Genomic DNA, 23,810 nt, shown 5'->3' with positions numbered 1-23,810 from the left:
GATTTACGGCGGCATGATAAATTGACTGAAGAGGCCGGGACGTCAGACGGACCGATCGGACTGGAGGAGCTTATGTCGGACAAGGTGCTCATTATTGAAGACGAACCTACCATTGCACGTCTGGTCACCTACAATTTGTCGCAAGACGGATACGAGACCGAAGTGATCGGCAACGGCGCTGAGGGATTGCACAAGGCGATTCAAGACGAGTATGCGATTATATTCCTGGATTTGATGCTGCCCGGGATGAATGGCTTCGAGGTGCTGCAGAAGCTGCGCCAGCATGGCGTGAAGACGCCAGTCATCATCCTGACGGCCCGCAATGCGGAAGAAGAAGTCGTACAAGGGCTCAAGCTCGGCGCGGACGACTACATCACCAAGCCGTTCGGCGTCGCGGAGCTGCTTGCCCGCACATCGGCGGTGCTGCGGCGCTCGCGCAACGAGGAGGCCCGGCCCAAGTCCGATCCTACCGGCGAAAAGGTGATCTCGCTCGGCGCGCTGCAGATTTATCCGGACAAATACGAGGTGCAGGTCGGCAGCGAATGGATCACGCTGCGTCCCAAGGAGTTCGAGGTTCTGCTGTACCTGGCCGAACGCCCGGGCATCGTCATTACGCGCGACGACTTGATGAACGTCGTATGGGGCTTCGATTATATCGGCGGGCAGCGGACGGTGGACGTGCATGTCAGTTCGCTGCGCAAAAAGCTCGAGCTGAACCAGCAATCGGTGCAGATCGAATCGATCCGCGGCGTCGGCTACAAGCTGACGGTCAGCCGGAAGACGGGAATCGCCGGAAAGGCATAAATAGGCTAGTTAAGCGAGACGGATTCGCCAGTTATGGACGGCGGATTCGTCTTCTTTGTGCTAAAATGGGAGCACGGATTTAAAGGAGCTGACACGGAAATGGACGACTATACTACGCAGCCGGAAGGGGTATTCCGCTCGGTCTGCTCGCTTGATTGCCCGGACCAATGCGGCTTGCTCGTACACAAGCGGGAAGGGGTTATCGTCAAGGTCGAGGGCGATCCGGATCACCCGGTAACCCGAGGCGCGATCTGCAACAAGGTGCGCAATATGGCGTCGCGCGTCTACGACGACAAGCGGCTGACGACGCCCCTTCGGCGCGTAGGTCCCAAGGGCGAGGGGAAATTCGAGCCAATCTCCTGGAACGAAGCGATCGCAGAAATTACGGATCGGTGGAAAACGCTTATCGCGGAACGAGGTTCCGAAAGTATACTGCCCTACAGCTTCTACGGCAATATGGGCCGGATCGGTACGGAAGGGATGGGGAACAGGTTCTTTAGCCGGATGAACGCGTCCGTGCTTGACAAAACGATCTGCGACGCGGCGGGAACGGTCGGCTATCGGTATACGATGGGCGGCAGCTTCGGCACCGATCCGGAGCAGACGGTTCATGCCAAGCTGTTCATTTTCTGGGGAATCAACGCGGTCAGCACGAACATGCATCAGGTTACCATTGCGGAACAAGCGCGTAAGGCCGGCGCGAAGATCGTCGCGATCGACGTCCACCGCAACCGGACCGGCAAATGGGCGGATTGGTTCATCCCGCTGCGGCCCGGTACCGATACGGCGCTGGCGCTTGGCATCATGCACGTACTGTTCGCCGAAGGAATGACGGACGAGGCGTTTCTGCGCCAGTACACGGTCGGTCACGAGGAGCTTCGCGAGCATGCGGCAGCTTACGATCCCGCGACGGTGTCGGACATTACAGGCGTGCCTGAAGCGGATATTTTGGAGTTGGCCCGGCTTTACGGAGAAACGCTGCCCTCGTTTATACGCATCGGCAACGGCATCCAGCATCACGACAACGGCGGCATGAACGTACGCGCGATCGCCTGCCTGCCCGCGCTGACTGGACAATGGCTCGTGCCGGGCGGCGGAGCGATCAAGGGGAACGGCGGTTACGTCAAGCACAACTCCATGGCGCTCGAGCGGCCCGATCTGCGCAGAGGGCGGCAGACGAGACGCGTCAATATGAACCGGATCGGCAGCGCGCTGCTGGAGCTGGAACCTTTGATTTCTTCGCTGTACGTGTATAACAGCAATCCCGCCATCGTTGCGCCCGAATCGAATAAGGTCCGCAAGGGTCTGGCTCGGGAAGATCTGTTTACTGTCGTGCACGACTTGTTCCTGACCGAGACCGCCAAGTACGCGGACATCGTGCTTCCGGCGACCTCGGCCTTCGAAAACACGGATTTGTACCATTCGTATTGGCATCACTACGTGCAAATCCAACAACCGGTCGTGGTGCCATACGGGGAGAGCAAGTCGAATAACGAGGTGTTTCGCCTGCTCGCCGCGGCAATGGATTACTCGGATGATGCGTTCAAGGACGACGACGCGGAAATGATTCGACAGGCTGTCGATTTCCCGGGCAATTCTGCCTACGATCCTGTCACCTACGAGGCGTTGGTGGAGCACAAGTTCGTGCGCGCGGACGTGAAGCCGCTGTTCCCGGGCCGGCTGCCGACGCCGAGCGGCAAGATTGAGCTGTATTCGCAGGCGATGGAGCGTCACGGCTTGCCGCCCCTGCCGACGTACGTGCCGTTGGCGGAGGAAGGAAAAGAGGCTTACCCATTCGCCTTCATCCCTGCGCCGAATCATAATTTTTTAAACTCGACGTTTTCCAATAATGAGAAGCATGCGCGAATGGAAAAAGTGCCGAAGCTGCATATGCATTCAGCGGATGCGGAATCCCTTGGCATCGTCGAAGGGGACGAGGTGCGCATTTGGAACGAACGCGGCGAGGCTTGGCTGACCGCTTCGGTGGGCGAGGACGTTCTGCCCGGCATCGTTGTCAGCCAGGGTCTTTGGGCGGACAGGAGCGAAGGCCGCAACGCGGCGGTCAACGCGCTTACGCCGGACCGGCTGTCCGATATGGGCGGCGGCGCGGTGTTTTTCTCGGGCCGGGTCGCGGTCGCGAAGGCGCCAGTGCCGGCGGATGCGGTCGGCAGCGCGACCTGAGGCGAGAATGGAGCGGATGGGAGGAAGCAGGGGATGTCCCCTGCTTCTTTTTTGCGTTTGAGCGATCTGCTGGAGCGATGCAGCTAGAATCGCCTTCTCTACAGGAGGCGATTGAGAGAAATGGTGGCGAGCGGAGGTCATCGCCTTCTCTACAGAAGGCGATGGGGTGGAATGGTGGCGAGCAGAGGTCATCGCCTTCTCTACAGAAGGCGATTGGGTGGAATGGTGGCGAGCGGAGGTCATCGCCTCCTCTACGGGAGGCGATGGGGTGGAATGGCGGCGAGCAGAGGTAATCGCCTTCTCTACAGAAGGCGATGGGGTGAAATGGCGGCGAGCGAAGGTCATCGCCTCCTCTACGGGAGGCGATGGGGTGGAATGGCGGCGAGCGGAGGTCATCGCCTTCTCTACAGGAGGCGATGGGGTGGAATGGCGGCGAGCGGAGGTCATCGCCTTCTCTATAGGAGGCAATTGAGTGAATTGGCGGCGAGCAGAGGTAATCGCCTTCTCTACACGAGGCGATGGGGAGAAATGGCGGCGAGCGATCGGGTGAAATGGGCGCGAGATGAGACAAAAGTATAGAGCCAAGGGAGCCGCGAGCGCTACTGCCCCGCTTGACAAAATGGTTGTATAAATTTAAACTAAATCTAAATTTAAATATTACAGCGAGCTTTTTACGAACACTCCAAATTCCAATAAAGAGGGGATTCCCATGACCAAACGAAATCTGACGGCCCCCCGCAAGCTTGTTTATGACATCGTAATGCAGGCCAACGACCACCCGACCGCCGCAGATATTATCGACCGCCTTAAGTCGCAGGGACAGTCCGTCGCTTACGCCACCGTTTACAACTCGCTCCGCTATTTGACCGACGAAGGCCTGATTCATGAGCTGAAGCTCGAGGGCAAGACGAGCCGGTACGACGGGCGCGGCGAGGACCATGCGCACATCGTGTGCATCTCCTGCGGCAAAGTCGACGAGGTGATGACGCCTCCGCCGGCAGAATGGCTCGCAAAGGTGGCCGAGGAGAGCGGATACGCGCTGACGGACGAGCAATTTATTTTCAAAGGAGAGTGCCCCGCATGCCGGACATCCAAGCAGAAGAATTAATGGGCGCTTACTGCGACACGACGCGCCGGATCGTCGTCGTCAGCGCGTACCCCGCGCGATTGCAGCCATTGCTCGCAGAGCTGACGACACGCTGCTACGACGTGCTTGTGTTCCGCCATGGACAGGAGGCGCTGCTGTCCAGCCTGCAGATCGATCTGCTGATCGCGGACCGTTCCGTCGCCGGCCAGGATCCGCTCAGCGGAATGGCAGAGCTTAAGACGCCTGCGCTCTACCTGGTGGAGCCCGCCGCGCTGCAGAATAACGCTGCGAATGCGGGTTCGGGAGCCACCTCAAGCGAGGCCTGGCCGGGCGACGTCGGCGCGCTGCTCGTCCGGATCGAGGACCTGGCCGGCAAGAGCGCTCCGTTGGCCGGACCCGACGAAGCGGCGTTCAAGGACATCCGCATGGATCTCCGGCGGGTGACCGTGCAGCGGGACGGACGGCGAGTAGAGCTGACCAAGACGGAGTTCGATATCTTGCGGGCGCTGCTCATGGCCGGCGGCGGCGTATTGTCGCGCCAGGACTTGATGGAAAAGCTGTGGGGCGAAGGCTATTTCGGCGGCAGCAATTCGATCGACGTTCACATTAAGAGCTTGCGCAAAAAGCTCGGCGACGACCCGAAAAATCCGCTTTATATCGTGACCGTTCGCGGCGTGGGCTACCGGACGGCCGACTAGGCTGATTAGGCGGACTAAAACGATCTGTACGACCGGAGCTACAGGAACGACCTGAACGATCGGACGACTTGAACGGCTTCGCATTTTCTTCATCAAACGTTCATGACGCCTTCATTCGGCCTTCATGCCCGTACGGTTGACCGGTGATAAGATGAATACATCGAACGCCAAGCGCTTGAGAGGAGAGAGTCAAATGAGACATACGATTATCGTCGGCACGGGCCCTGCGGGACTGACCGCAGCCATTTATCTTGCTCGCGCGGGGCTCGCTCCGCTCGTCATCGAAGGTCCCGAACCCGGCGGCCAACTGACGACTACGACCGAAGTCGAGAATTTTCCGGGATTCCCCGAAGGTATCATGGGGCCGGAATTGATGGATAATATGCGCAAGCAAGCGCAGCGATTCGGAGCGGAGTTCCGCAGCGGCTGGGTGACGAAGGCCGATCTGTCCAAGCGTCCGTTCACGCTTACCGTAGACGGCAAGGAAGAGCTGCAGGCGCAGACCGTCATCGTATCCACGGGCGCGTCGGCCAAGTACCTGGGCATTCCCGGGGAAAAGGACAACGTCGGACGCGGCGTGAGCACATGCGCGACCTGCGACGGCTTCTTTTTCAGAGGAAAGAAGATCATCGTCATCGGCGGCGGCGACTCCGCGATGGAGGAAGCGAACTTCCTGACCCGCTTCGCGTCGGAAGTCGCGCTGGTCAACCGCCGCACCGAGCTGCGCGCCTCGAAGATCATGCAAGAGCGTGCCCGCGAGAATGCGAAGATCAGCTGGAGCCTGAATCGCACGCCGCTTGAAGTGGTCGCCGGACCGCTTGGCGTGAAGGGCCTCAAGGTGTTGAACAACGAGACGGGCGAAGAGGAACTGATCGAAGCGGAAGGCGTATTCGTGGCGATCGGCCACACGCCGAACACGAAGTTCCTGGAAGGCCAGCTGAAGACGGACGAGACCGGCTACATCCTCGTCACGCCGGGCACGACCGAGACGAACATCCCTGGCGTATTCGCCTGCGGCGACGTCCAGGACAGCAAGTACCGCCAAGCGATCAGCGCCGCGGGCACCGGTTGTATGGCCGCACTGGACGCTGAACGGTTCCTGGAGGCGAACGAATCGCCGGCTTCCATCGCTGCCGTTTTTTAAGTAAAAACTCGCATCCTAATCATTCACCCTACACCCTACACCTAGGAGGATTCATCCCATATGACGACAATCGCCAACCCGTATCCATTCGCCAAAGTCGGTCTTCCCGCCCCTTCCTTTAACCTGCTGTCCACGAAAAACCTCGATTCGCTCGAGGAAAAAGTGTCGCTTGAAGAGTATCGCGGCAAATGGCTCGTGTTTTTCTTCTGGCCGTTCGACTTCACCTTCGTGTGCCCGACCGAGATCCGCGGCTTCAGCGACAGCTACGACGAATTCAAAGCGTTGAATTGCGAGGTGCTGGGCGCGTCGGTCGATAGCGTCTATACGCACAAGGCTTGGATCGAGACGCCGGTCGACCAGAACGGCATCGGCGCGATCAAGTTCCCGATCGTATCCGACTTTACTAAAGAAACGGCGCATGCCTATGGCATATTGGACGACGCGACCGGCGCGGCTCACCGCGGCCTCTTCATCGTCGATCCCGAAGGCGTGCTGCGTTATCAGGTCGTAACCGACATGAACGTCGGCCGCAGCGTGGACGAGACGCTCCGCATCTTGCAGGCGCTCCAATCCGGGGGCCTGTGCCCGGTGAACTGGAAGCCGGGCCAAAAGACGCTCGGCTAATCCCGATAACTGAAATAAGATGGACCGGAAGCGCGACTTCCGGTCCATTTGCCCGTTCGCCGGGCGAACGCTTCGCTTCAGGGATGGACAAAAAGGGGAAAAATGGGAAGAGGCTGACTGCTTGGCCTAGAGAGGCAGGCGGCAGCCGAAAGGAGGTAACGCAATGAACGAGGTTGTCGTGAAGCTTATGCAGCACCGCTCCGTACGATCGTTCGATCCGACGCCGATTCCGGAGGCGCATCTGCGGGAGATCGTGTCGGCAGGCCAAATGGCATCGACGTCGAGCAATGTGCAGGCTTATAGCGTTATCGCGGTCACGGATCCTGCGCTTAAGCGAGAATTGTCCGTCTTGACGGGCAACCAGGTATATGTCGAGACTTGTCCGGCGTTTCTCGTCTGGTGCGCGGATTTGAACCGGCTCTCCGGCGCCGCTGCGGCGCATATCGAGCCGGGCGGCGAGACCTACGCGGATTCCGCGGAGAGCTTTATCGTCGCGACGGTGGACGCATCGCTTGCCGCGCAGAACGCGGCGACCGCAGCGGAGTCGATGGGCTACGGCATTTGTTATATCGGAGGCATCCGCAACCGGATCGAGGAAGTATCGTCGCTGCTCGGCATTCCAAGCCTGGCGTATCCGGTGTTCGGCATGTGCGTGGGGCTGCCGGACCAACCAAGCGGACAACGGCCGCGACTGCCGGTCGAAGCGGTGCTCCACTGGGATCGGTATGACGCCGAGCGAGGGCAAGGCCCGGTTGAACAATATGACGAGACGATGACCCGATATTTGCAAATGCTTCCTGCAGCGGTGAATCCGGGTCTTTTTTGTGACAGGGCGGCATCGCGCTTGTGATCGCGTCTTTGGCTGTCCTATACTACTATCTATTGCGATACAACGGCGTAAGACGAGCCGCTTGAAGGAGGATGGACGCGATTTTGAGTCCGACATGGAAAGGGGCCGCAGCGGCCTTGCTGGCGATGGCGCTGCTCGCCGGATGCGGGACGGGGAAGTCGGATTCGAACGGCGCATCGGCACCGACCGGATCGTCCGCGACCGCTTCGGCATCGGCTTCGTCGTCGGCTGGGCAGGCGCTGCCGGCCGACGGGGAGGCGAAGACGTATCACTTCGACCTGAAATCTACGTCTGTCGAGCCGCTGCCCAAGTGGGCCGGCCAGGTCGACATGACCAAGAAGGATCCGTTGTACGTATCGGGAACCGATCTTGAAGGCGCGCTCGCGATTGATCTGAAGCTGACGCGCAAAGGCAATTATTTGATCGCCGGCGGCGAAGGCGTGCTATGGAACGGACAGCGCTCCGTCAAATTCGCCATGCCCGACAATTCCACGCTGATCGAGAAGCCCTTGAGCGCGGACGGCACCCTCGTATTCGGGGGACTCCAGGCGCATTCGGACGAGATCGAACGCGACTTCTCGTTCGACCTGCGCCTCGTTCCGGAAGCGGGCGAGCTCGAGCTGCGCCTGCCGAACAAGGACGGACTGATCCGCTTCGGCCACAGCGCGGTGCTTGAACGGCACGAGGAAGAGGTCGCCCAGGTCGTCTCGGCATCCTGATGCCTGAAGCCCCGTTTTGCGCCGAGACGGGGCTTTTCGCGATGGGCGAAGCTTGACGCCCGGAGAAGTATTCTCATATAATGAATTAAAATCCGATTGTTAATATCGGAATAACGGAAAAGGTGTGAGCAATCATGTCCAAGATCGTCATTTTGCAAGGCAGCCCGACAGCTAAATCCAGACTTAACGGCGTACTGGACCGCGTACGCAGCCAGATCGAGGAGAGCGGCGCTGAGGTGTCGGTCGTAAACGTACGCGATCTGCCTGCGGAGGATCTGCTCCACGCCCGCTTCGACAGCGAAGCGATCGCGGAAGCGAATCGACTCGTCGCGGATGCGGATGCCGTCGTTATCGCTTCTCCCGTTTACAAAGCGTCCTTTACCGGCATTTTAAAAGCTTATCTCGACTTGCTGCCGCAAAAGGGATTGGAAAATAAAATCGTGCTGCCGCTTGTCGTCGGCGGTACGATCGCGCATTTGCTGGCCATCGACTACGCCTTCAAGCCGGTGCTGTCCGTGCTGGGCGCGCGCAATATCCTGACCGGCGTTTTCGTGCTGGATACGCAGGTGACCTGGGGCGATGACGGCAAAGCCCGGATCGAAGAGGAGATCGCGGGCCGCATCGATGCCGCGACTTCGCTGCTCTTGCAGGAAGCGCGCTGGCAAACCTCGCGGGCGCAGGGCTAAGCCTAAGAGTAAGCGCCGGGCCTTCTTTTATACGCAACTCTATACGCAACCGATCGGAGGCGAATGCGCCGCCGGCCGGTTGCGTTTTATTAAATAATAAGCAAAAGCTTGTAGACAACCGCCCTTTCGTTATAAAATTGATGTCATGTTGCGATTTACGGTGATATGTTATGGAGACGAACGATAGTCGTTAGCGATAAGGCAGCTAAAAGGAGAAGGTAGTCATGATGACCATTCACAGCAAAACGAGCCATTGCAAAATCGTCGATTGTACGGTGCGCGACGGCGGACTCGTCAACAATTGGGATTTCAGCGTCGAATTCGTGCAGGATCTGTATCAGAGCCTGCACGAGTCCGGCGTCGAATATATGGAGATCGGCTACAAAAATTCGCCGCGCCTCCTGAAGGGCGCCGATCAAGCGGGACCGTGGCGTTTCCTGGACGACGACTTTCTGCGCAAGGTGATTCCGCACAAGCTGAATACGAAGCTGTCCGCGCTGGTCGATGTCGGCCGCGTCGACGAGAACGACATCTTGCCGCGAAGCGAGTCGCTGCTGGATCTGATCCGCGTCGCCACGTACGCGCGCGATACGGAGAAGGCGATCGAGCTCGGCACGCTGTTCCATGAGCGCGGCTACGAGACGACGATCAACATCATGGCGCTGTCCAACGTGATGGACAACGAGCTCAACGAAGCGCTCGCCATGATCGGCGACAGCCCGATCGACGTCGTCTACATCGTCGACTCCTACGGCAGCCTCGATCCGGACGACATGCGTTTTCTGGTCGAGAAATTCAAGCGTACGCTGAAGCACAAGCGTCTTGGCGTGCACACGCACAACAACATGCAGCTTGCGTTCGCCAATACGCTGGCCGCCGCGGACCTCGGCGTCGAGCTGCTTGACGCATCCGTCTACGGCATGGGCCGCGCGGCCGGCAACACGCCGACCGAGCTGCTGCTTGCCAAGCTCACCAACCCGAATTACAGCCTGCGGCCGGTGCTTGGCATGATCGAGCGCCATATGCTGAAGCTGCGTGAAAAAGAGGAGTGGGGCTACCTCATTCCGGACATGATCACCGGCACGCTCGACGAGCATCCGCGTTCGGCTATGGGCTGGCGCGCTTCGCCGGAGCGCGACCGTTTCACGGATTTCTACGACAAGATGACGACCCCCGAGGTTTACCCGGGCAAATAAGTCGAAACGGCTCAAAAAAAGGGACGAAGCAGCGCTGACTGCTTCGTCCCGTTTGCGTTGCCGCGATGTCATACGCGCGATTGCGCGCGCTTCGCGTCAATGGTAGCCCTCAAGCTCGCCTTGCCCGCGGACCGCGGCGGCATGCTTCTGGGGATTGGGGTGGAAAAAGGCGTCGCCGCCAAGCGACTTGCCGCCTACCGATACGGCTTGAACGGATACCGCGATGTCGAGCGATTCTGCGAACCGCCGGAGCAGCGCTTCCTGCTGCATGCCGTCGAGCTCGATGTACCAGGATAAAGTGCCGTAATGCTGAATGACGAACAGCCGCGCTCTCTCGAAGGCGACCTGCCATTCTTCGTCGCCTTGACGGACGAGCAGGGATGCCAGTTCAAAAGTTTCCATATTCGCGTAATCTCCAGTCGTTTAAAGGAAATGCCGATCCGATTGGCGGGACAAACGCGGCGGGCTATGATAGACAAAACAAAAAGCCGTAGCCGACGATGCATACATTGTAGCCGTTCGCGGGGTAGGCGCGCAACGCGGAAAGAAGCGCGGATGAAATGGCATACGGGCAAAACGAGCAGGAATCGACTGGTGGCCAGACGTTTGACGCACGCGCCGATCCGAGATTTGAAGCGGCTTCATCGCTGCGTTACGATATACGAATACGATAGCGCATGCAAGCTCGGCCGAAATGCAACTAAGATGGCCCCTTCGCGTCATGCGGGGGCATACAGGTATCGCTTATACTGATAGTTACGAATTTTACGGACCGATGGAAGGCGGTAATGGAGCGAAATGAAAAACTTCGAAATGGCCGGGAAGCGCGATGGCCGCTCCCGGAAACGATTCGCGCCGGCGCTCCGGCGAACGGGCATGCTGGCGCTATGGCTCGTCCTGATCGCTTCTTTGGCGGCGGCCTTCGCGCCGGCGGCAGCCGCGCACGCGGTTCTGGAGCGGGCGACGCCGGCGCAGGACGCACAGATCGCAGAGGGTCCGGACGCCGTCGAACTCACGTTTAACGAACGGCTTGACGGCGGTTCGTCCGCGCGTCTGGCCGTCTTGAACAGCGACTCCAAAACGGTGGCATCGGGCAAGCCGGAGCGAACCTCCCAGGGGAAGGGAATTCGGCTTGCGCTGCCCAAGCTGGGCGAGGGCCATTATACGGTGACTTACTCGGTCATCTCCGCGGACGGGCATCCGGTCGAAGGCGCGTATGTATTCACGGTAGGCAATCCCCCGCCGCTGACGGATGCGGCCGAGCTTGATCCGCATGCCCAGCTCGGACATAGCTCCCACAGTCACGGCGGCGAGCAGGATCTGACGACGACCCGCTTTATTTTTTATGCCAGCCGGGTGTTGTTTTTCGCATCCCTGCTAGTGCTCTCCGGGCTGCTGTTATGGGGGCTAAGACGCGAGACGTCTGCCTCGGAGAAGTCGTCCCGCGAGACGTGGATCGGTTGGACGGCGCAGTTCGGCGCGCTCGCGACGCTTGTGTACGTCGTGCTGCAGATGTCGAACCTGACCGAAGGCGAGCCGTTCTCCGAATGGGGACGCATCTTGACCGATACGACGGTCGGACGCCTGTATGCCGCGCAGCTGGTGCTCGCGTTTGCCGCGATGCTGCTTCGCGGAGCGGGCACGTACCTCAGGCTGGCCTGGGTGCTGCTCGCGCTTGCCTCGGAAGCCTGGAACGGGCATGCCGCGGCATTCTCCCCGGAAGCTTATACGCTCGCGCTCGATTTCGTCCATCTGCTCGCTGCGGCCGTCTGGTCGGGCGGACTCGTGCTCCTCGCCGCCGTCTGGCACCGCGAGAGACCCGAGGCGGGCAGATTCGCGCTCGTCTTTTCCAAGTGGGCGCTGCTATCGTTCCTGCTGCTCGCTTTGACAGGAACGCTCAGCACGCTGCAGTTTTTGCCGACGCTCTCCTACTTGTTCGAGACGTCCTGGGGAACCTGGCTGCTCATCAAGGTCGGCCTGTCTTTGCTGGTCGTCGTCGTGGCCTTCTTCATTCGCATGCGTCTGCGCAAGGGCGAGCTGCCCCGCGCCGGCCTGCTGCGCGCCGATCTCGGCTTGCTCGGGGCCATCGTGCTCAGCGTGGGAGTGCTGACATACCAGAATCCGCTGCCGGCCAACCAGCCGATCTCCTACCACGAGATGGGAAATGACATGCACGTGACGCTTCGCATCTCGCCGGGCGTACCTGGAGACAACGCGTTTACGCTGAAAATATGGCTGCCTGACAGCGTCGGCGCGCCGAAGAAAGTCGCGCTGCGCCTTCGCCCGCTCGGCAGCGGGGACGTCGGTTTTATCGACGTGCCGCTCGAAGCCTACGAAGATTCTGAGCTCGACGACTTCCCCGATTTCACAAAGGCGACCTTCCAGTCGAAGGGACCTTACTTGGCGGTACGGGGGCGCTGGGAAGCGCAAATCCGGGTGACGGACAGCACCGATACCGAGATCGTGAGATCCACGACCTTCCGTATCTATTGACGCTCTCAAACGGCTTACAGCTTATGGGACGGGAGAGAATCCGATGAACGACCGCCGGATCAAATGGATGATCCTGCTCATCCCGACGCTGACGATCGGCCTGTGGGAATATGTCAGGCATGCGTTTCTGCTGCCGTATATGACGATGGATCTTGGCAATTTCCTTGCGCCCTTCATCGTGCTCGCGGTGACGCTCACGCTCGTGAGGGGATTGTTCGCGCGGCTGGAATCGTCCCAGCGCGCGCTTCAGCGGGAACGCTCGCTCAGCGCGGCGCTGGAAGAGCGGGAGCGGCTCGCGGGAGAGCTTCATGACGGCATCGCGCAGTCGCTGTTTCTGCTGGCTGTCAAGCTGGACAAGCTGGATGCTTCGCCGGACGAGGCGGCGCGCGCCGCGACGGTAGGCGGGCTGAGGGAGACGGTCCGCGACGTGCACGAGGACGTGCGCCAGGCGATCGCCAGGCTTCGCCTTCCACCCGAAGCTGCAGATCACGCTTGGGTGGAGCCGCTGCGCGAGCTGCTCGGCGAGACGGCGGCTCTGACCGAGGCGAAGGCGGAGTTTCGCTGGGACATTCCCGAGGATATGCTGGGCATTAAGGAAAAAGTCGAGCTGCACGCCTGCCTGCGCGAAGCGCTGGTCAACGTGCGCAAGCATGCCCGCGCGGATCGCGTTTTTGTCGTGGGCGAGCGCACGCCGGGCGGCGGCTTCCGCTGCGCGGTCATCGACGACGGCGTCGGCTTCGCGGGCGATCCGCTGGAGGCGCCGGGCAGATTCGGCTTGCGCATGGTTCGAGAGCGCGCGAGCCGCATGGGGTGGACGTTCGGCGCGACATGCGCGGACGGCCTGACGGTAATCGAGCTGACGAAAAAAGGAGCGAATGAAAATGGACGGCGGATGGCGGATTCTGCTCGTTGACGACCACAGACACGCGAGGCAGGGCATGCGGGAGATCGTGGAAGGATGTCCCGACTTCACCGTCGTCGGAGAAGCCGCCAGTGGCGAGGAAGCGATCGGACGCATGCCGGACGCCAGGCCGGACCTGGTGCTCATGGACATTCATATGCCTGGAATGGGCGGGCTGGCGGCATCCAAGGCGATCAAGGATGCTTATCCCTGGGTCAAGATCGTCATCGTGACCGTGTCCGACGAGCCCGCCCATCTGTTCGAGGCGCTCAAGAAGGGGGCGCAGGGCTATCTGCTCAAAAATCTGAATCCATCGGCCTGGCGGGAATATCTGCGCGCCGTCGCTTCGGACGACGCCCCGCTGAGCGCGGATATCGCGCTGTCGATCCTTAGAGAATTCGCCGGGCGCGGGCGAGACAGAGGAGCAGATGCAAGAGCAGGGGCAGGGGCCGATAGTCCGGCAGACGCGACAAGCGCCTTTAAGCGGCCCGGTTCTCCGGAGCGCGACGAGCCGCTGCGCGAGGATCTGACGCCGAGAGAGAAGGAGATTCTCCTGGAAGTGGCAAGAGGACTCACCAACCGCGACGTCGCGGCCGCGCTTGGCGTATCGGAGCATACGGTCAAAAACCATCTGAAAAACATTTTGCAAAAGCTCCATCTCGGCAATCGGGTACAGCTGACCAGGTATGCGTACGAGCAGGGAATTGTCGATCCGTGAGGTTCAATGCATGGCTCTTTGGGGTCATGCGCGTAGAAGCGGCGTTGCTTACAATATAGCTTATCCACGGAATAGAGAGGTTGGTTGACGTTGAAAAAGATAGGGGCTTTGCTGTTCGCCGCCACGTTGGCGTTCGGCTACACGAGCATGGCAAGCGCGCACGTCCGGGTCGAACCGGCGGAGGTCACGCAAAATGCGTACCAGGTATTCACGATCCGGATCCCGAGCGAAAACGAAGGCGTCAACACGACGCAGGTCAAGCTGGACGTCCCTGCCGGCGTGGAAGTGTCGCGCTTCGAGCCGTATCCGGGTTGGACGAGCACGACCGAGAAGGACGCGGACGGCAAAGTCGTTTCCGTCACCTGGAAGACCGACGGCAAAGGCATCACCGAGACGGAGTTCGTGCAGTTTCTGTTCCAGGGGCACGTCGCGGAGGACGCGAAGGAGCTGGTATGGAAGGCGCACCAGACATACTCTGATGGTGCCGTCGTCGATTGGAGCGGCGCGCCGGACGCCGATACGCCGGCTTCGGTGACGACGGTAACGGCGGCTGCGGCCGGAAGCGACGGTCACGGACATACGGCAGCCGCATCGGCGGACGCGTCGGACAGCGAACGGGATCCGCTGACGCTCGGCCTGGCCATCGCCGGCTTGGTGGCGGGACTGGCGGCGCTGGCGATCGCGCTGCTGCGCAAGAAGTCGCGCTAAGCTGAGCGGCGCAATGATGCTCCTCGCAAGCGATAGCGGCTTGAAATGCCGCTGGAAACTTGCGCGGAGCATTTTTGCGAGCGATAGCGGAATCGGGGCGATTAACGGCTAGCTTGGCGCCTTCATTCGGGCAAAATTGCCTTTGTTGCATGGCGCTAACGGCCGGATCGGCGCTCGCAGCCGAGCGATAGCGGCGGCCAGTGCCGCTAACGGCCGGATCGACGCTCGCAGCCGAGCAATAGCGGCAGCCAGTACCGCTAACGGCGGGATCGGCGCTTGCGGCCAAGCAATAGCGGCAGCCAGTGCCGCTAACGGCCGGATCGACGCTCGCAGCCGAGCTATAGCGGCAGCCAGTGCCGCTAACGGCGGCCTGGAGAGCCCATTCACGTTCGTCGACTTGCTTGACGTGCCGCGTTCCCCTATAATAACTAGTAATTCCAAGCAATAATCAATAAATGCGAAGATGGAGACAAGTAAGCAGCGCCTGCCTGATCAGGGAGGGAACGCCGAGACTGAGAGCGTGCCCGAGGAGAAGAGCTGCCGAATTTCACTCCGGAGCAGTCGCTTGAATGCCGACGGGATCCGATGCGTTGGCTAGTAGAGCGGACCGGCAGCGGCCCGTTACGCCGTTCGAGCGGGAATTCCGACTTGACGATGTTTCTTCATCTGCAGATTGTCGTCAGCGAGATTCCAATTAGGGTGGTACCACGGTCCTTTCGTCCCTTTTACGGGGAGGAAGGGCCTTTTTTGTCGGTTCGCATAAGGGCAAGCCGGCCGATAGACCAAGCGATAAAGGAGAGAGGCATCATGAAGGACCGGTTGGAGGCGCTGCGCGTTGAGGCGCTTGCGCAGTTGCAGGAGGTGGCCGATGCCGGCCGCCTGAACGATCTGCGCGTGCATTATTTGGGCAAAAAGGGTCAACTCACGGAAATCTTGCGCGGCATGGGCGGCCTCAGCGCCGAGGAACGTCCGGTGATCGGGCAGGTCGCCAACGACGTGCGCGCCGCCATCGAGGCCGTGCTGTCCGACAAGCAAGCCGCATTCGACCGTGCCGAGACGGAGCGCAGACTGGCCGCGGAGACGATCGACGTCACGCTGCCGGGCAGGAGCGTCGCGACAGGCAGCGTTCATCCGCTGACCAAGGTGACGCAGGAGATCGAAGACATTTTCCTCGGGATGGGTTATACGATCGCGGAAGGTCCGGAGGTCGAGACCGATTACTTCAACTTCGAGGCTTTGAACCTGCCCAAGGATCATCCGGCGCGGGACATGCAGGATTCCTTCTACATTACGGACGAGATTCTGCTGCGCACGCACACTTCTCCGGTACAGATCCGCGCGATGAAAAACGCGGACGGCGCAACGCCGCTTAAGGTCATTTGTCCGGGCCGCGTATACCGCCGCGACGATGACGACGCGACGCATTCGTTCATGTTCCACCAGATCGAAGGACTCGTCGTCGGCCCCGACATTCGCATGAGCGACCTGAAGGGTACGCTGCTGCAATTCGTCCAGGCGATGTACGGCGCGCAGGTCCAGATTCGTCTGCGTCCGAGCTTCTTCCCGTTCACCGAGCCGAGCGCCGAGGTCGACGTCACCTGCACGCAGTGCGGCGGACACGGCTGCCGGATGTGCAAGCACTCGGGCTGGATCGAGATTCTCGGCTGCGGCATGGTGCATCCGAAGGTCCTCGAGCACGGCGGCTTCGATCCTGAAAAGGTGTCCGGCTTCGCATTCGGCATGGGCGTCGAACGCATCGCCCTGCTGAAGTACGACATCGACGATATTCGTCACTTCTACAACAACGATCTGCGGTTCCTCGGGCAATTCGCCCGTATGTGACGGCTGCTGCCGGTATCTTAGCGAAGGTGAAAAAGGAAGGAGCGGTATAACCCGTGAACGTATCCTATCAATGGTTAAGCGAATATATCGATCTCGGCGGCATCCAGCCGCAGGAGCTCGCCGATCTGCTCACGAGGGGCGGCATCGAGATCGACGGCGTCGTATCCCGCAACGCAGGCGTTACGAAGACGGTCGTCGGCTATGTACTGGAAAAGGAAAAACATCCGGACGCGGATAAGCTGAACGTCTGCAAAATCGATGCCGGCACCGGCGAGACGCTGCAAATCGTCTGCGGGGCGCCTAACGTGGCCGCGGGGCAAAAGGTGCCCGTCGCGCTTGTCGGCGCGAAGCTGCCGGGCGACCTGCAGATCAAGCGCGCCAAGCTGCGCGGCGTCGAGTCGCAGGGGATGATCTGCTCCGCGAGAGAGCTGGGCATCAACGACAAGCTGCTGCCGAAGGAGCTGCAGGAGGGCATCCTCGTGCTGCCTGCAGAGACAGCGGTCGGCACGGATATCGCCGACCTGCTCGGCTTGAACGACTCGGTGCTGGAGCTCGATCTGACGCCGAACCGCTCGGACTGCTTGAGCCTGCTCGGCGTCGCTTATGAGACAGCCGCGCTGACCGGTTTGCCGCTGACGCTGCCAGACCCGGGTAAGGCGCTGTATCCGGCGGCGGACAAGACTGCGGACGCGATCGCGGTCGCCATCGAATCGGCCGAAGCTTGCAGCCACTACGCGATGCGCGTCGTAAAGGGCGTCAAGATCGGCCCTTCCCCGCTCTGGCTGCAAAATAAGCTGATCGCCGCCGGCATCCGGCCGATCAGCAACGTCGTCGACGTCACGAATTTCGTCATGCTGGAGTACGGCCAGCCGCTGCACGCGTTTGATGCGGCCAAGGTTAAAGGCACGGTCCGCGTTCGCTTCGCAAATGAAGGCGAGACGCTTGTCACGCTCGACGGGCAGGAGCGCAAGCTGGAGCCGCACATGCCCGTCATCGCCGACGACGCGCATGCGATCGCGCTGGCCGGCGTCATGGGCGGTCTCGATACCGAAGTGACGGCGGACACGGTCGATATCCTGCTTGAATCCGCCAGATTCGCCGGCGCTCCGGTTCGCAAGACCTCGCGCCAGCTCGGTCTTCGTTCCGAGGCCTCGGCGCGCTTCGAGAAAGGCGTCGATCCGGAGCGTGTGCTCGGCGCGCTGGATCGCGCGGCTTCGCTGATCGCGCAGACGGCCGGCGGACTCGTCACCGACGGGGTCGCCGAGGTGCGCCTCGCAACGCCTGCGCCGGCGGTGATCGAGCTGTCTCTCGAGCGTATCAACCGGATGCTGGGCACTTCGCTGTCCACGCTCGAGGTCAAGACGATCTGGTCGCGGCTCCAGTTCGCGGCCGAGCCGGCGGGCGATGGCGTCTGGCGGCTCACCGTGCCGACGCGCCGCGGCGACATCGCGCGCGCGGTGGACCTGATCGAGGAGGTGGCGCGGCTTAACGGCTACGACCGCATTCCGACGACCCGCATCGAAGGGCCGACGACGACGGGCGCGCTCACCAAATCCCAATCGATCCGCAGAGAGCTTCGGAAGCTGCTGTCCGAAGCCGGACTTAGCGAGGCCGTGACCTATTCGGTCACCTCCGCAAGCCGCGCCGCGCTGTTCCCTGAGCTGTCGGGAGCTGCCGAAGGCATGCGCCCGATCGGTCTGGCAATGCCGATGAGCGAGGAACGCAGCTCGCTCCGGGCGACGCTGCTGCCGAATCTGCTCGAGGCCGCTTCCTACAACAAGTCCCGCCGCAACGCGAACGCCGCGGTGTTCGAGATCGCGAGCGTGTACCATTCCGCGGAGGAGAAGCTGACGACCCTGCCTGCGGAACACCCGAGGCTGGCCTTTCTGCTGACGGGCAATCGTCTTGGCGCAGGCTGGAATCAAGCGGCGGCGGCGTACGACTTCTACGATGCGAAGGGCGTCGTAGAGAAGTTGCTTGCGCGGCTCGGGCTGGCCGGCGCGGTCCGCTTTGAGCAGGCGCAGCCCGCCGACTTCCATCCGGGCCGCACGGCGGCATTGAAGCTTGCGACCGCATCGGGCGTCACGACGATCGGTTACGTCGGCCAGCTGCACCCCGAGCTGCAACGCGACTTCGACTTGGGCGACGCCTATGCCGCCGAGATCGATCTGAAGCCGCTCTATGAAGCGGCAGATTCACACATCGTTTATAGCACGCTGCCTCGCTTCCCGTCCGCGGAGCGGGACTTGGCCGTCGTCGTCGACGGATCGGTGCCCGGCGCTTCTCTCGTAGAGGCCGCGCAGCAGGCTGCGGGCGAGTATCTGGAGTCCGTCCGCGTATTCGACGTCTATGCGGGAGAGCGCCTCGGCGCCGGCAAAAAGAGCGTCGCGCTCTCGCTCGTGTACCGTCATCCGGACCGCACGCTGAACGACGAGGAGATCGCCGAAGCGCAGCAATCCGTCGTTGCCCGACTGGAACAATCTTTCAGCGCGGAGCTTCGCAAATAAGCAGGAAACGGCGCAAAGCGCAGCGAATACATCAGAACGCGAATAGCGGACTGAGAGACGTTCGCTGCGATTTTGCTTAAGTTGGAACGTGGGAGGAATAACCGTGAATGCTGACGACAAGACACGCGTAACGGTTGACATATACGGCACGCAATACACGTTGACCGGACACACCAGCAGCGAATACATGAAACGGGTTGCTTTGCTCGTCAGCGATCAGATGCAAAAGATCGCGAGCGGCTCGCCGCGGCTCGATCTGGCGAGGCTAGGCGTGCTCGCTTCGGTCAATATGGCCGACGAACTTATGCGCATCCGCCGGGAAAACGAGCGGCTCCTCCACGAGGAAATCGAACGCAAACGGCTGTCCGCCGAGATCGAGACGCTGCTGGCCGACTGGGACAAGCACAAGGCCGAGAGCGCCGCGACGCTGGAAGCCGCGGAGCGGGACTTCGCCGAGCGGCAGGCCGATCTGAAGCTAAAGTCCGAACAATCCATCGCCGAAGCGACGGCCAAGGCGGACGAAGAGCGCGAACGGCTGCGCAGCGTCCATCAAGCCGAGCTCGATCGGATCATGGCCGACCACGCAGCCGAGACCGAGCTTTATGCCGAAGAGGCCGAGGCGCTTCGGGCCGCGCATACGGCGGAGCTCGACCGGCGCACGTCCGGCTATGAGGCGGAGCTTGCGAGCTTGAAGTCCGCGCAGGGCGCCGAGCTCGAGCGTCTTCAGGCCGCGCATGCGTCGGAGCTTGCGAGCGCCCGCACGGCGCATGCGGTCGAATTGGAGCAGGCGACCGCCTCGCAGCGCGCCGAGATGGAAGCGGCGGCCGCAAGACATGCGTCCGAGCTTGAAAGCGCCGTCTCGGCACACGGTGCCGAGCTCGAGCGGATCCAGGCCGACCACGCGGCCGAAGCCGAGCTCTTTGCCGAGGAAAACGAAACGCTTAGGCAGGCGCACGCCTCTGCGATGGACGAGATCAAATCCGCGCACGCGGCGGAGCTGGCGCGAATTCGGACTGCGCAGGAAGCCGATCGGGAGCGGGCGCAAGCGACGTTCGAGGCCGAGCTGCGCGATGAGCGCGTCTCGCGCGCCGAAGAGCTCGAATCGCTGCGATCGGCGCATGCGGCCGAGCTGGGTACGCTGAAGAACGGACACGAGCAATCGCTGGCCCAGCGGACGGCGTCGCACGACGAAGAGCTGCGCGCGATGCGCCAAGGCTACGAGGAAGAGCTGGCTCTGCTGCTGGAGGGCAAGCAGGAAGAATTGCAGAGGCTGACGCTGACGCTGGAGACGGCGCTGCGGGAGCGCGAGGAGATTCGCGCACGCATGCAGGATGCCCTGGATGCGGCGCTTGCCGAGGGCGAAGGTCGCGTGAGCGCGCTCCGGGAGAGCCATGCAGCGGAGCTGGCGGGTCTCGAGGCGCGGCAAGCCGAGGAGCGGGAACGCCACGCGGCGGAGCGGGCATCCGAGCTTGAAGCGCTGAAGTCCGGTCACTTGGCCGACCTGGAGCGGCTGAGCGCGGGACACAACGCCGAGCTCGAGGAGCTCCGACTGGAGCTGGAGCTCGAGCGCGAAGCCCGCGAGACGGAGGGCGTGACGGCCGGCACCCAGCTGGCCGAAGCGCTGGAGCGCGCGGCGGCCGACCGTGAGGCCGCGGTCGTCAAGCTCCGCGCCGAGCATGCGGGAGAGCTTGACCGCTTGCTCAAGGAGAGCCGGGGCGAAGCGGATCGTCTGCGCGCCGCCCATCAGGCGGAGCTGGAGACGCTGAAGCGCGAGAGCCACGATACGCTGGAAGCCGTCAAGAGCGAGAGCCGCGATGAGCTGGAGGCTGCCAAGACGGAGCTGGGCGGGGAGCTCGAAGCCGCCAAGGCGACGGTGGAGCGCCTACATACGCAGCTGGCCGAGCAGATGTCCGCGGCCAGGCAGGCCGTAGCGGCGGCGGAGGCGAACTTCGACGAGGAGCGCCGGGCGCTGGCGGCGTCGCTGGATGTCGCCAGGCAGGAGTCGGAAGCAGCCGGACAAGCGGCGGATGCGGCCAAGCGGCAGATCGATGCCGAAGCGCAGCGCTTCGCGGAAGAGCGCCGGCAGCTGGCCGAGCAGACGGAACGGCAGCTGGCGGAAGCCGCGGCGCTGCTGGAGGAGCGCTTGCGCGAGGCAGACGAGGCCGCAGAGCAGCGTCTCGCGCAAGCGCGGGCTTCGGCTGCTGCCGAACGCGAGGCGGCCGTGAATGAAGCTGCTGAGCCTCTTCAAGCCGAGCTCGCCTCGGTCCGGAGCGCTGCGGACGACGCGCGGCTGGAGCTGGAGCTGCAGCGCGAGGAAAGCGCGGAGGAACTGACGCGCCTGCGCGCGGCTCAGAGCGAGGAGTTGACGAAGCTTCGCGATGCGCAAGCCGAAGAGCTGTCGAAGCTCCGCGCGGAGCGGACGGAAGAACTGGCGCGGCTTGCAGCGGAACGCGAGGCGGCGCTCGGGGAAGCCGTCGCGCCGCTTGAAGCCGAGCTCGCCTCGGCGCGAAGCGCCGCGGACGACGCGCGACTTGAGCTGGAACTGCAGCGCGAGGAGAGCGCCGAGAATGTTGCGCGCCTGCGCGCAGCGCAGGCTGAGGAGCTGACGAATCTTCGCGAAGCGCAAGCCGAAGAGCTGTCGAAGCTCCGCGCAGAGCGGGCGGAGGAACTGTCGCAGCTCGCAGCCGAGCGCGAGGCGGCGCTCAAGCAGGCTGTCGCGCCTCTCGAGACCGAGCTCGCCGCGGCGCGCGGCGCCTTGGATGACGCTCGTCTTGAGCTGGAGCTGCAGCGCGAAGAAAGCAGCGAAGAGCTGACGCGTCTGAACGCGGCGTTAAGCGAACAATTGTCCCGTCTGCAAGCGGCAAAAGACGATGAGCTGTCGAAGCTTCGCGCTTCGCATGACGAAGAGCTGTCGACGCTCCGGTCGGCGCGAGCCGAGGAACTGTCGCGGCTCGCAGCAGAGCGCGAAGCTGCCGTCAAGGAAGCTGCCGCGCCGCTCGAAGCCGAGCTCGCCGCGGCGCGTAGCGCTGCGGACGATGCGCTTCTTGAGCTGGAGCTGCAACGCGAAGAGAGCAGCGAAGAGCTGACGCGTCTGAACGCGGCGCAGAGCGAGAAATTGTCGCGCCTGCAAGAAGCAAAGGACGAAGAACTGGCGAAGCTTCGCGCAGCGCAGGCCGAGGAGCTCGCGCGTCTCCGCGAGGCGCAAGCCGAGGCGCTGTCGCGGCTTGCAGCCGAGCGCGAGGCTGCGATCGGGGAAGCCGTCGCGCCGCTTGAAGCCGAGCTTGCCTCCTTGCGAAGCGTTGTGGATGACGCTCGTCTTGAGCTGGAGCTGCAGCGCGAAGAAAGCGGCGAAGAGCTGAAGCGTCTGAGCGAGGCGCAGAGCGAGGTACTGACGCGTCTGCAGGAGGCGAAGGACGAGGAACTGTCGAAGCTTCGCGCAGCGCAGGCGGACGAGTTGTCGAAGCTCCGCGCAGGGCAAGCTGAGGAGCTTGCGCGTCTCGGTGCCGCACGCGAGGACGCCCTCAAGGAAGCGGTCGCACCGCTCGAAGCTGATCTTGCCGCGGCCCGCCAAGCTGCGGACGACGCGCAATTGGAGCTGGAGCTTCAGCGCGAAGAGAGCGGCGCGGAGCTGAATCGTCTGCGCGCCGAGCAGGCGGAGGAACTGTCGAGCCTCCGCGCGGCGCAAGCCGAGGAGCTGTCCGGCCTTCGCGACGCGCAGGCCGAAGAGCATTCGCGGCTCCGTGACGCGCATGACGAAGCGCTGCGCCGGGCGATGACCCAGGCGGAAGCCGGCGCGGCTTCGGATCGTCAATCGCTCGAGGAAGAGCTGCGCGTGACGCAGGAGCTGTACGAGGCCGAGCTGAAGCAAGCGCTCGGCAGCCGCGACGCCGCGCTGGCCGCCGCCGAAGCGGCCGGCGCGGAGAACGACCAGGTACAGGCACGTTGGTCGGAACGCGAGCGTGAATGGCAATCGGAGCGCGCGAAGCTCGAGGCCGAAGCTGACGCGGCGCGCGCATTCGCAGAGCAGCGGCTTCAGGCGGCTGCAGCCCACGAAGCGGAGCTGATCGAGGCGGAAAAAGCGGCCTCCGAGCGCTTGCGCGACGAAGCCGACGCTCGCGAAGCCGCCGAGCGCGAGGCGAACCGGCTCAAGGAGCTGGCGGACGAGCTCGCAGAGCGCGAACAGACCGCGGCCGAGGCGATCAGGCTGCTCCAGCGGCGAGCCGAAGAGGCGGCGCGGGAGCGCGATGCTGCCTCCGAGCGTCTGGAGACGCTGGAGGGCAAGCTCCGCCAGGCAGCGGGCGAGCAGCAGCGCGAACGTGAGTCGTTGCTTCGAGCCGAGGAGGAGCTGAAGTCGGCCCGGGAGCAGGCGGCAGCCGCCGTCTCGCTACAGGCCGAACGCGACGCGCTCGCGCAGCAGCTGCAGGCGGTCGGCGAAGTCGAGCCGAGTCGGGCAGACACGGAAGCGACGGAGCAATTGACGGAGGAGCTGGAGCGCGTTCGCAGCGAGCATGAAGCGCTCAAGATCGAGTACAACAAGCTGCAGATCGAATACAACGAGTGGATTGACATGCTCGAGGAGCACACCTGATCGTCGCGGCACGCCTACCATTTAAAAATCGCCCTTCCGAACGGATTCGATCCGGCTCGGAAGG

The 23,810-nt window shown here is 62.3% G+C and carries 19 protein-coding genes and 1 other annotated feature; of the genes, 18 read left to right on the top strand and 1 reads right to left on the bottom strand.

Annotated features, from left to right (window positions below):
- The first annotated feature begins 72 nt into the window (after nt 1-72).
- From ACFOTD_RS04845 to ACFOTD_RS04795, 11 genes are all read left to right on the top strand, one after another.
- Nucleotides 73-804 carry a response regulator transcription factor gene (locus ACFOTD_RS04845; RefSeq protein WP_378116496.1) on the top strand — a complete coding sequence of 244 codons (732 nt, stop codon included), beginning with the start codon at nt 73-75 and terminating at the stop codon, nt 802-804.
- 99 nt (nt 805-903) lie between these two features.
- Nucleotides 904-2,985: a molybdopterin-containing oxidoreductase family protein gene (locus ACFOTD_RS04840; protein WP_378116275.1), complete on the top strand. Its 2,082-nt coding sequence runs from the start codon at nt 904-906 to the stop codon at nt 2,983-2,985.
- 166 nt (nt 2,986-3,151) lie between these two features.
- The gene (locus ACFOTD_RS04835; protein WP_378116273.1) at nt 3,152-3,457 is read left to right on the top strand and encodes a hypothetical protein; all 306 of its coding nucleotides are present in this window, start codon (nt 3,152-3,154) and stop codon (nt 3,455-3,457) included.
- A gap of 237 nt (nt 3,458-3,694) precedes the next feature.
- On the top strand, nt 3,695-4,093 hold the full coding sequence (locus ACFOTD_RS04830) for a Fur family transcriptional regulator (protein ID WP_378116271.1): 399 nt from the start codon (nt 3,695-3,697) through the stop codon (nt 4,091-4,093).
- Nucleotides 4,066-4,770: a winged helix-turn-helix transcriptional regulator gene (locus ACFOTD_RS04825; protein ID WP_378116268.1), complete on the top strand. Its 705-nt coding sequence runs from the start codon at nt 4,066-4,068 to the stop codon at nt 4,768-4,770. Before ACFOTD_RS04830 ends, ACFOTD_RS04825 begins: the two co-directional genes overlap by 28 nt.
- Before the next feature lie 193 nt (nt 4,771-4,963).
- On the top strand, nt 4,964-5,914 hold the full coding sequence (gene trxB / locus ACFOTD_RS04820; RefSeq protein WP_378116266.1) for a thioredoxin-disulfide reductase: 951 nt from the start codon (nt 4,964-4,966) through the stop codon (nt 5,912-5,914).
- 60 nt (nt 5,915-5,974) lie between these two features.
- Nucleotides 5,975-6,538 carry a peroxiredoxin gene (locus tag ACFOTD_RS04815; RefSeq protein WP_378116264.1) on the top strand — a complete coding sequence of 188 codons (564 nt, stop codon included), beginning with the start codon at nt 5,975-5,977 and terminating at the stop codon, nt 6,536-6,538.
- Nucleotides 6,539-6,701: 163 nt separating this feature from the next.
- A complete protein-coding gene (locus ACFOTD_RS04810) occupies nt 6,702-7,388 on the top strand; it encodes an NADPH-dependent oxidoreductase (protein ID WP_378116262.1) in 687 nt (228 codons plus the stop codon).
- An 83-nt stretch (nt 7,389-7,471) separates the two neighbouring features.
- Nucleotides 7,472-8,107: a hypothetical protein gene (locus tag ACFOTD_RS04805; protein WP_378116260.1), complete on the top strand. Its 636-nt coding sequence runs from the start codon at nt 7,472-7,474 to the stop codon at nt 8,105-8,107.
- 134 nt (nt 8,108-8,241) lie between these two features.
- Nucleotides 8,242-8,793: an NADPH-dependent FMN reductase gene (gene ssuE, locus ACFOTD_RS04800; protein WP_378116258.1), complete on the top strand. Its 552-nt coding sequence runs from the start codon at nt 8,242-8,244 to the stop codon at nt 8,791-8,793.
- A 227-nt stretch (nt 8,794-9,020) separates the two neighbouring features.
- Nucleotides 9,021-9,989, top strand: a complete 969-nt coding sequence (locus ACFOTD_RS04795) for an aldolase catalytic domain-containing protein (protein ID WP_378116494.1) — start codon at nt 9,021-9,023, stop codon at nt 9,987-9,989.
- Between the two features lie 96 nt (nt 9,990-10,085).
- On the opposite strand, the gene ACFOTD_RS04790 is transcribed toward ACFOTD_RS04795, so the two are convergent.
- Entirely contained in the window at nt 10,086-10,391 is a 306-nt protein-coding gene (locus ACFOTD_RS04790) for a hypothetical protein (RefSeq protein WP_378116256.1), read from the bottom strand.
- A gap of 396 nt (nt 10,392-10,787) precedes the next feature.
- Between ACFOTD_RS04790 and ACFOTD_RS04785 the strand changes: the two genes are divergently transcribed.
- The 7 genes from ACFOTD_RS04785 to zapA all read left to right on the top strand — a co-directional run bounded on the left by ACFOTD_RS04785 (nt 10,788) and on the right by zapA (nt 23,746).
- Nucleotides 10,788-12,482: a copper resistance CopC/CopD family protein gene (locus ACFOTD_RS04785; protein WP_378116254.1), complete on the top strand. Its 1,695-nt coding sequence runs from the start codon at nt 10,788-10,790 to the stop codon at nt 12,480-12,482.
- 43 nt (nt 12,483-12,525) lie between these two features.
- On the top strand, nt 12,526-13,395 hold the full coding sequence (locus ACFOTD_RS04780; protein ID WP_378116252.1) for a sensor histidine kinase: 870 nt from the start codon (nt 12,526-12,528) through the stop codon (nt 13,393-13,395).
- Nucleotides 13,364-14,101, top strand: a complete 738-nt coding sequence (locus tag ACFOTD_RS04775) for a response regulator (protein ID WP_378116250.1) — start codon at nt 13,364-13,366, stop codon at nt 14,099-14,101. Before ACFOTD_RS04780 ends, ACFOTD_RS04775 begins: the two co-directional genes overlap by 32 nt.
- A gap of 90 nt (nt 14,102-14,191) precedes the next feature.
- Nucleotides 14,192-14,809 carry a YcnI family copper-binding membrane protein gene (locus tag ACFOTD_RS04770; protein WP_378116248.1) on the top strand — a complete coding sequence of 206 codons (618 nt, stop codon included), beginning with the start codon at nt 14,192-14,194 and terminating at the stop codon, nt 14,807-14,809.
- A gap of 451 nt (nt 14,810-15,260) precedes the next feature.
- Nucleotides 15,261-15,536: a binding site (T-box leader), on the top strand.
- An 80-nt stretch (nt 15,537-15,616) separates the two neighbouring features.
- Nucleotides 15,617-16,651, top strand: a complete 1,035-nt coding sequence (gene pheS, locus ACFOTD_RS04765; RefSeq protein ID WP_378116246.1) for a phenylalanine--tRNA ligase subunit alpha — start codon at nt 15,617-15,619, stop codon at nt 16,649-16,651.
- A gap of 53 nt (nt 16,652-16,704) precedes the next feature.
- The gene (gene pheT, locus ACFOTD_RS04760; RefSeq protein WP_378116244.1) at nt 16,705-19,158 is read left to right on the top strand and encodes a phenylalanine--tRNA ligase subunit beta; all 2,454 of its coding nucleotides are present in this window, start codon (nt 16,705-16,707) and stop codon (nt 19,156-19,158) included.
- A gap of 103 nt (nt 19,159-19,261) precedes the next feature.
- Complete coding sequence (zapA, locus tag ACFOTD_RS04755) at nt 19,262-23,746, top strand: cell division protein ZapA (RefSeq protein WP_378116242.1); 4,485 nt, start codon at nt 19,262-19,264, stop codon at nt 23,744-23,746.
- Nucleotides 23,747-23,810: the final 64 nt, after the last annotated feature.

Source organism: Cohnella sp. GCM10012308, assembly GCF_042649185.1.
Classification (GTDB): Bacteria; Bacillota; Bacilli; order Paenibacillales; family Paenibacillaceae; genus Cohnella.
Note: the sequence above shows the minus strand (reverse complement) of the source record. Positions and strands in the feature narration are given on the sequence as shown.